Below are 8,700 nucleotides of genomic sequence, written 5' to 3'. Positions count from 1 at the left end.
ATTAAGCCTGCACTGGCTAACGGTGAGCTGCGCTGTATCGGTTCTACGACCTTTACTGAATACCGTCAGGTATTTGAAAAAGATCATGCACTGTCACGTCGTTTTCAAAAAATTGATGTCAAAGAGCCAAGCGTAAACGACACCATTGATATTCTACGGGGTCTAAAACCGCGCTATGAAGAGTTTCATAATGTTGAATACACCGATGAGGCTTTAGTGACTGCTGTTGAATTATCCTCTAAGCATATACATGAGCGTTTTTTGCCAGACAAGGCGATTGACGTTATCGATGAGGCAGGCGCGTACAAGCGTTTAGGCGTCATCCCTGATGCTGAGGATATCAAAGCTGAAGAGAGCTTTATCGCTGATTTAGAAAAGGATTTTGATGATCCCATTAGCGAGATCGATCTAGATATCGATAATGAGATGAAAGATGAGGCAGATGCGGCAATAGCAGATGCTAAGTCCATTACTCTTGATGATTTACAGTCGGCGACGAGCAAAAAGCCTCCGATGAAAATCGATGTCTCTGATATCGAAGCTATCGTAGCTAAGCTTGCCCGTATTCCGCCAAAATCTGTATCGAGCGATGATAAGAGCATCCTTGAGCATCTAGATCGCGATCTCAAGCGTCTTGTGTTTGGTCAAGATGAAGCGATTGCCACGCTTGCTGATGCAATCAAACTGTCACGTGCAGGTCTAAAAGCTCCGGACAAACCCATAGGTTCGTTCATGTTTGCAGGTCCTACAGGTGTCGGTAAGACCGAAGTGTCACGCCAGCTTGCTAATTTGTTAGGGGTTGAGCTGGTGCGCTTTGATATGAGTGAGTATATGGAAGCGCACACCGCTTCACGCTTAATTGGTGCGCCTCCAGGGTATGTCGGATTTGATCAAGGTGGCCTGCTCACTGAAAAGATCAATCAGCATCCGCATTGCGTATTATTGCTTGATGAGATCGAAAAAGCGCATCCTGATGTCTTTAACTTGCTCTTACAAGTCATGGATCACGGTACCTTGACAGATAATAATGGCCGCGTTGCTATCTTTAAACAAGTTATCGTTATTATGACGACTAACGTTGGCGCTGATAGTATTAGTCGCTCGTCTATGGGCTTTACGCAGCAAGATCATAGCCGCGATAACAACGAAGCTCTAAAGCGTGTCTTTACGCCAGAGTTCCGTAACCGTTTGGATGCTATTATCCAGTTCAATGCGCTTGATACTTCAGTCGTCGTCTCAGTCGTTGATAAGTTCTTGGTTGAATTACAAGCGCAGCTTGATGACAAGCAAGTGACCTTAGAGATTGATGACGAGGTTCGCGATTACTTAGCGCAAAAAGGCTACGATCGCCTCATGGGTGCACGTCCTATGCAGCGCTTGATCCAAGATGAGATCAAAAAGCCACTAGCGAGCATGATTTTGTTCGGTGACTTGGTCAACGGTGGAGTGGTTCAATTAAGCTTAGAGCCTGAAGACATCGATTCGGCAGATGACGATAGTATCAAGCTTGACAAGGATGCTACTCATTCAGACAAAGGCTCATCTGACAGTCGTATTATACTAACGGTTGTTGAGACCCATGAGCCGCGCTCAGATTCTGAATCTGTAGCCAGCTAATTGATGGGGTGTTAAGACAAACGGCTACCGCTTAGACTAGGGTAGCCGTTTTTTTTGGTTAAATTTTATAACGAAATACTTTAAATGTTTTTGCTATCATTCTTTAAACGAGCAGAATTTAGACAATAATAGGATAAATAATAATGAACTTATTTGATGAGCCTTTAGATAGTCCTTCTAGCAAAAGCCTTTCGAGTAAAAGTGCCGCCGAAAAAAAAGAGATTTTAGATAAGGTGCGCCTGCCTGAGGACTGGAAAGTGGCATTAGAGGATGAGCTGACCTCTGACAACATGGATGAGCTTCGGGAGTTTTTAAAGCAAGCTTATCAATCGGGTGATAGCATTTATCCGCCAGCACCTTTGATGTTCAACGCTTTTAATCTTACGCCGTTATCCAAAGTCAAAGTGGTAATCTTAGGTCAAGACCCTTACCACCGCCCAGGACAAGCAATGGGGCTATCATTTTCTGTACCCAAAACGATTCCAAAACCGCCCTCACTAAATAATGTTCTAAAAGAGATGGCAGATGATATCGGTTTGAGTCCGTCAAAACATGGCGATCTAACCTACTGGGCGCAGCAGGGCGTGCTTTTGCTTAATAGCTCATTAACAGTTAGAGAAGGCGAGCCTAATAGTCACCAAAATGAAGGTTGGGAGCCATTTACTGATGCGGTGATTGATGCGGTCAACGAGCATACCGAGCATACGGTTTTTATTCTGTGGGGCAGCAAAGCTCAGAAAAAAGGTAAGTACATTAATACAGACAAGCATCTGATTTTGACTGCAGTGCATCCCTCACCATTGGCGGCTAACCGTGGTGGATTCTTTGGCTCAAAGCCATTTTCTAAAACCAATGAGTATCTAGTGCAACATGGACAGACCCCTATTGATTGGCAATTGCCGCAATAATGGTCAGTACTAACTATAGTCTGCAACCACTGAAAGCAGTTGTACAGAATATATCTGAACACAAATTTTGGCATATCAATGATGTCAGATGGATGACACAGGCGCTTGAGCTGGCCAAGATTGGTGCAAGTAAAGGTGAGGTGCCAGTAGGGGCAATACTGGTACACGATAATCAGAGTATCGGACGAGGGTTCAACGAGCCTATTGGACGCTGCGATGCCACTGCTCACGCTGAGATAGTCGCGTTGAGGAGTGCTTGCTTACATCTACAAAACTATCGCCTGCCACCTCATACAACGCTTTATGTCACTCTTGAGCCTTGTACCATGTGTATTGGCGCACTTATTCACGCGCGTGTGGATAGACTCATCTACGCCGCAAGTGAACCGCGTGCTGGCATGGTAGGGAGTCAAATGAATTTATCTGAGCAGCCTTTTTATAACCACCGTATTCAAACGTTAAGCGGCTTACATGAAACGCAAAGTAGCGAGTTACTCAAGCGCTTTTTTCGCGCTCGCAGGCAAGCATCAAAAGAGCTAAAAAGGCGTTAACTGAGTAACAAGATAATAATGCTTGTACTAGTGATTGCTACAGATTTTTGCTATAATATTGCCCTATTTGAAAGTCCCTTATCTAAAAGTTCCTTTACTAAGTGAGCACTATGACTGACGCTAAGTCCGTGACAAATGACAGTATACAGATACCGCATCGTTATCCTGTTATCTGTATTGATGGACCAAGCGGCGCGGGTAAGGGTACAGCGGCGTGGCGTTTAGCAAAGGACTTAGACTATCAATTGTTAGACTCTGGTGCTTTGTACCGCATTGTCGGTCTAAAGGCCTTTGAAGCAGGATTGATTCATCCAGATGGCAGCCAAATTATAGATGAGGCGGCGCTACTAGCATTGACGCAAAACTTGCACATTGCATTTGAGCTTAATCATGAATCTGTCTGCATCGATATCGTCGTTAATGGCAATATAGTCGGGCAAAAAGTTCGCAATGAAACGGTAGGCGGCTACGCTTCGCAAGTGGCAGTATTTCCCTCAGTGCGCAAGGCGTTACTAGCATTGCAGCAAGATATGGCAACGCGCTCAGGACTAGTAGCCGACGGACGCGATATGGGTACGGTGGTATTTCCTAATGCGGACGCCAAGATATTTTTGAGTGCTAGTGCTGAATCTCGCGCTAAGCGCCGCGTTGCTCAATTGAATGCCTCTGGGCAACCTGCAGATTTTGAGGCTATTTTAGCAACGATTAAAGCACGTGATGAGCGTGATGAGAACCGTGAGGCATCACCATCAAAGCCTGCTACAGATGCATTGTATATCGATAGCTCTAACCTAAATGCTGATGAGGTTTATCAGCAAATAAAAGCGCATTGTCAGACGCAAGGTATTTGTTTTTAATAAATTTGTTTATAATAAAAAATATCTACTTGCGCGCTTTTAGTATAAAATTGTAGGAAGCGATTCTAATTATTTTGAGTAGCTGACTATTTTAGACATAAGTGATTTAGACATAAGTAACGAGTCAATGATTGCTAGTGATTTTATTTAAGCTTATTAGCAATCATTGTTTTTTTATATGAGTGTACAAGATATAAAACCAGTATCTCGTTTTGTATATTCATAAATTTGATCCGTACTGTGCTGGACAGGATACGGCTATACAAAGGTAGACATAATGGAATCATTTGCTGAACTATTTGAAGCGAGCATCGAAGAGACGGGTCTGGATATCGAGCGTGGCTCGGTCATCACAGGTGCTGTTGTTGCCATCGATAACGACTGGATCACTGTTGATACGGGTCTAAAATCTGAGGGTATCGTCGCTCGTGAAGAGTTTTTAAGCGAAGAAGGCGAACTTGAAGTTGAAGTTGGCGACAATGTTGATGTTGTGGTTGAAGCTGTTGACAACGGTATGGGTCAAACCTTACTGTCACGTGAAAAAGCTAAGCGTGTTGAAACTTGGAATTTCCTTGAAAAAATCTCTGACAATGATGAGATTGTAAAAGGTATTATCTCAAGCAAAGTTAAAGGCGGTTTTACTGTAGATATCGGCTCAGTACGCGCGTTCTTGCCAGGCTCATTAGTAGATGTCCGTCCTATCCGCGATACGACGCATCTTGAAGGTAAAGAGCTGGAATTTAAAGTTATCAAACTTGATCAAAAACGTAACAACGTTGTGGTTAGCCGCCGTGCAGTTATGGAAGCTGAAAATTCAGCTGAGCGCGAAGAGCTACTCAACAAGTTAGAAGAAGGTATTGAGATCGAAGGTATCGTCAAGAACCTGACTGATTACGGTGCGTTCGTTGATCTTGGTGGAATTGATGGTCTCTTGCACATCACTGACATGGCATGGCGCCGTATCAAGCACCCATCAGAAGTCGTTGAAGTGGGTCAAGACCTAAAGGTTAAAGTATTGAAGTTTGACCGTGAGCGCAATCGCGTAAGCCTAGGTCTCAAACAATTAGGTACTGATCCTTGGGATAACGTTGGTGGCACTTACCCAGTGGGTAGTGTAGTCAAAGCTCGCGTAACCAACTTGACAGATTACGGTTGTTTTGCTGAGATCTCTGAGGGCATCGAAGGCCTAGTACACGTATCAGAGATGGATCATACCAACAAAAACATCCACCCATCAAAAGTGGTACAAGTGGGTGACGAAGTTAACGTCATGATTCTCGATATCGACGAAGAGCGTCGCCGCATTAGCCTAGGTATCAAGCAGACACTAGCTAATCCATGGGATGAGTTCGATAAGAAGCATGAGCGCGGTGATAAAATCACGGGTACGATCAAGTCAATCACTGACTTTGGTATCTTTATCGGTCTAGACGGCGGTATCGATGGTCTGGTTCACTTATCAGACATCTCTTGGAACGAGACTGGCGAAGACGCTATCCGTAACTACAATAAAGGCGACACCGTGGAAGCGATGGTATTGTCTGTAGATTCAGAAGCCAATCGTATTAGCCTTGGCGTGAAGCAGTTAAGCTCTGATCCATTCAACGAGTACCTGGTCAACAATGATCGCGGCGCTATCGTTAATGGTAAAGTAAAAGACGTTGATGCTAAAGGCGCAACGATTGAGCTTGCTGATGAAGTGGAAGCTTACCTACGTGCCTCAGAGATTCAGCGTGACCGCGTTGAAGATGCAACTAAGCACTTAAGCGTTGGTGATGATGTTGAAGCTAAAATCATCAGTGTTGATCGTAAGACTCGTAACATCAGCTTGTCAATCAAAGCAAAAGATGAAGCTGAAGAGCGTCAAGCGATCAAAGATCTTGGTAGTACAGGTACCACAGCAGCTTCAGGAACTGATGCGCAGCCAAAAACCATTGGTGATTTGATCAAAGAGCAAATGCAGTAAATATCACTAATTTATATAACAAAAAAAGCGACTTCGGTCGCTTTTTTTTGCGATTAAGTTTCTGCTTAAAAACAAACTCTTATTTCTATTTGCACCGATTTCCGTTATCATCTGAGTTATTGGGTAACGAAATGTAAACTAGTAAGAATCATGCTCAGAGTATGATTGATTTACCAATGATATTTTATAGGTATATAAGATAACCATTGTCATTCATTTATAAGGCAAGCGTCATAATGCAACAAGCAATTAATAAATCCGAATTTATCAGCAATCTAAGCGCGGATTGCGACACTATTGATGATACCGTCGTTGACGAAGCAGTCAGAGAAATCTTAGACCTCATGGTAGACACCCTAGCCAATGATGGGCGAGTAGAGGTACGCGGGTTTGGCAGCTTTTGTCTCCATCATCGCCGTGCGCGCACAGGACGTAATCCTAAGACTGGAGAGAGTGTGCCAGTACCGGCAAAAGCCATTCCGCATTTTAAACCGGGTAAGGCGCTACGTGAAGCGGTAAACGATACCGTAGCGAACTAAAGCGTATTTATTTACTCAATCTTAGTAGCTGGTTGTCACGATAGCAGATGAACACGATGACTGATAAATAGATTCGATAACATTTACAAATTTTTGACGTCAAGTTTTTGATGTCTATGGTTTACTGTCCTCTAACTATTTTGTATTCGTAAATTAAGGTATATCTGATGCGCTTTATACTGTTTGTACTCTTGTTTTTGAGCTTTGCTTATGCCTTGGGCTTAGTGCTTGTCAACAACACTGACATCGAAGTTAATCTCTTGTTCTCGCAAGCACCTGCAATGAATCTAGGGCTATTACTGATTATCTGCCTGACCCTTGGCGTGGTGATAGGCTTGCTCCTAGCCTTGCTAATATTTAGAGTATTTCAGAACAAATGGGAAATCTCCCGTCTGCAAAAAGAGAATAAAAAACTGCAAGAGCAGCTGACTCAGGCCAACGTAGTGATTGATCGTCAGGCGAATGCTCCAACAATCGACGAAGCCGTTTATGGTACGACAGCAAACACTAGCGTTAATACAAGCCAAGTCAAAGACACAACTAAGCTGAGTAAGCAAAGACGTGACTAAATAGACTTAAAGCAGTGATTAAACCAAATGGTCCAATTATGACTAATGATGTAACTCGTTCGCCAATTATCGTCGCCCTAGACAACAATACTTTAGAGGCCGCGCTGGCATTAGCTGATCAGCTAGATCCTAGTCTATGCCGATTAAAAGTAGGCAAAGAGCTGTTTACGCGCTCAGGTCCTGCTGTTGTACAAGCATTGCATCAGCGCGGATTTGAGGTTTTTTTAGATTTGAAGTTTCATGATATTCCTAATACTACTGCGCAAGCAGTACTAGCTGCTGCCGAGCTTGGCGTTTGGATGGTGAACGTTCATGCCAGTTCAGGTTTTGATGCGATGTCATTATCCAAACAGCGTTTGTTGGACGGGGGTTTTGATACTCTACTGATAGCTGTGACGGTATTGACCTCAATGAGCCAAGACAATCTGACTCAAATTGGTATCAATGATAGCTTGGATGCACAAGTTAATCGTTTAGCTGCCTTAACAGAGCAAGCTGGCTTGGACGGAGTGGTCTGTTCTGCAAAAGAGGCCAAAGCTCTAAGAGGTCAGTGTGCTAGCAGCTTTAAACTAATAACGCCCGGTATACGCTTAGCTGATGACAATGCGGATGATCAAAAACGCATTTGTACCCCGTATCAAGCGTTAAGTGATGGATCAGACTATCTCGTGATTGGGAGATCAATCACCCAAGATCAAAATCCTACTGCTAAGCTCCAAAAGATTTTAGCAACGCTTTGACTATCTATGCTTTAACTATTTGTGCTTTAACTATCCATTAAAATTAAGCGGTACTTTCAAAACCAAAATGTTACTCTGACAAAAAGACAACTTTTTAGTTGTCTTTTTATTTTTTGTCGCAGAGTCAATCGATGCTAAACTAGCCAAACCAACGCAAAACCAGCAAGCCCTGCGCTTGTCGTACCTTCTACTACTGATGAATTCCATGAAACTACAAATCGTAAGTGATTTACATATAGACAGCTATGCTCGTCAGTTGCACACATTAGGGCAAATTCCGAAAACGGATGCTGATATTGTATTGGTGGCAGGGGATACTGCCAATAGTGATAGCGGTATGCCGTGGCTACAAGAACAAGCTCGCCTCCTAGGCGTACCTGTGATCACAGTGGCAGGCAATCATGAGTACTTTGGTGAGGACATATTGCATTTTGACCATAAGCTTGCCACTTGGGACAACTTCGATGTAGACACGCAGCAGGGCGTGCGTTTTTTGCAGTGTCAACATATCGATATTGGCGATGTGCGTTTGCTTGGCTGTACGCTGTGGACTGACTATCAGTATCAAGCCAATGGCGATACTATGGAAGTGGCGAAGCGCTTTATGCGTGACTATAAGCAGATTTATGCAGGTAATGAAATGTTCTCGCCAGAGCTGTCTATGCAGATACATGGCGAGCATCGCGCATGGTTACGTCAGGCGTTGATAGACGCCAAAGAGCTGGGCAAGAAGGCTGTAGTGATGAGCCATCATAGTATTAGTCCCTTATCTGTGTCTGAAAAATATGCAACCCTGCCGAGTAATGCTGCATTTGTCAGTAACCTGTCGGCTTGGATGTATGAGCCATGGGCGCCTGTACTTTGGGTACATGGGCACACGCATGAAGCGTTTGATTATCGTATCAATAATACTCGAGTTATCGTCAATCCCCGCGCTTATCCTAATGAGGTGA

General features: G+C 43.7%; 9 protein-coding genes. All 9 read left to right on the top strand.

Translation table 11 applies throughout. The features are described from left to right. The coding region (locus ACTXGO_RS07130) for an AAA family ATPase (protein ID WP_443573846.1) at nt 1–1,617 on the top strand (1,617 nt) is incomplete at its 5' end. 143 nt (nt 1,618–1,760) lie between these two features. Further along, nucleotides 1,761–2,525: a uracil-DNA glycosylase gene (locus tag ACTXGO_RS07125; protein ID WP_317199725.1), complete on the top strand. Its 765-nt coding sequence runs from the start codon at nt 1,761–1,763 to the stop codon at nt 2,523–2,525. Further along, entirely contained in the window at nt 2,525–3,076 is a 552-nt protein-coding gene (gene tadA / locus ACTXGO_RS07120; protein WP_443573847.1) for a tRNA adenosine(34) deaminase TadA, read from the top strand. Before ACTXGO_RS07125 ends, tadA begins: the two co-directional genes overlap by 1 nt. A gap of 110 nt (nt 3,077–3,186) precedes the next feature. After that, a complete protein-coding gene (gene cmk, locus ACTXGO_RS07115; RefSeq protein ID WP_443541483.1) occupies nt 3,187–3,933 on the top strand; it encodes a (d)CMP kinase in 747 nt (248 codons plus the stop codon). Between the two features lie 277 nt (nt 3,934–4,210). Continuing rightward, on the top strand, nt 4,211–5,899 hold the full coding sequence (gene rpsA, locus ACTXGO_RS07110) for a 30S ribosomal protein S1 (RefSeq protein ID WP_317199728.1): 1,689 nt from the start codon (nt 4,211–4,213) through the stop codon (nt 5,897–5,899). Between the two features lie 236 nt (nt 5,900–6,135). Then, nucleotides 6,136–6,438, top strand: a complete 303-nt coding sequence (locus ACTXGO_RS07105; protein WP_317199729.1) for an integration host factor subunit beta — start codon at nt 6,136–6,138, stop codon at nt 6,436–6,438. A gap of 167 nt (nt 6,439–6,605) precedes the next feature. Then, nucleotides 6,606–7,007 (top strand): LapA family protein, encoded by a 402-nt coding sequence (locus ACTXGO_RS07100; protein ID WP_435950709.1) that lies wholly within the window; start codon nt 6,606–6,608, stop codon nt 7,005–7,007. Nucleotides 7,008–7,045: 38 nt separating this feature from the next. Further along, nucleotides 7,046–7,747: an orotidine-5'-phosphate decarboxylase gene (gene pyrF / locus ACTXGO_RS07095; protein WP_435950711.1), complete on the top strand. Its 702-nt coding sequence runs from the start codon at nt 7,046–7,048 to the stop codon at nt 7,745–7,747. Between the two features lie 205 nt (nt 7,748–7,952). After that, the coding region (locus ACTXGO_RS07090) for a metallophosphoesterase (protein WP_443573844.1) at nt 7,953–8,700 on the top strand (748 nt) is incomplete at its 3' end.

This window comes from Psychrobacter sp. T6-1, from assembly GCF_052258445.1.
Note: the sequence above shows the minus strand (reverse complement) of the source record. Positions and strands in the feature narration are given on the sequence as shown.

What these genes read in the sequence shown, in the direction of transcription:
- ACTXGO_RS07125 (WP_317199725.1), top strand. Translation starts at nt 1,761, where the DNA reads ATGAACTTATTTGATGAGCCTTTAGATAGTCCTTCTAGCAAAAGCCTT.
- tadA (WP_443573847.1), top strand. Translation starts at nt 2,525, where the DNA reads ATGGTCAGTACTAACTATAGTCTGCAACCACTGAAAGCAGTTGTACAG.
- cmk (WP_443541483.1), top strand. Translation starts at nt 3,187, where the DNA reads ATGACTGACGCTAAGTCCGTGACAAATGACAGTATACAGATACCGCAT.
- rpsA (WP_317199728.1), top strand. Translation starts at nt 4,211, where the DNA reads ATGGAATCATTTGCTGAACTATTTGAAGCGAGCATCGAAGAGACGGGT.
- ACTXGO_RS07105 (WP_317199729.1), top strand. Translation starts at nt 6,136, where the DNA reads ATGCAACAAGCAATTAATAAATCCGAATTTATCAGCAATCTAAGCGCG.
- ACTXGO_RS07100 (WP_435950709.1), top strand. Translation starts at nt 6,606, where the DNA reads ATGCGCTTTATACTGTTTGTACTCTTGTTTTTGAGCTTTGCTTATGCC.
- pyrF (WP_435950711.1), top strand. Translation starts at nt 7,046, where the DNA reads ATGACTAATGATGTAACTCGTTCGCCAATTATCGTCGCCCTAGACAAC.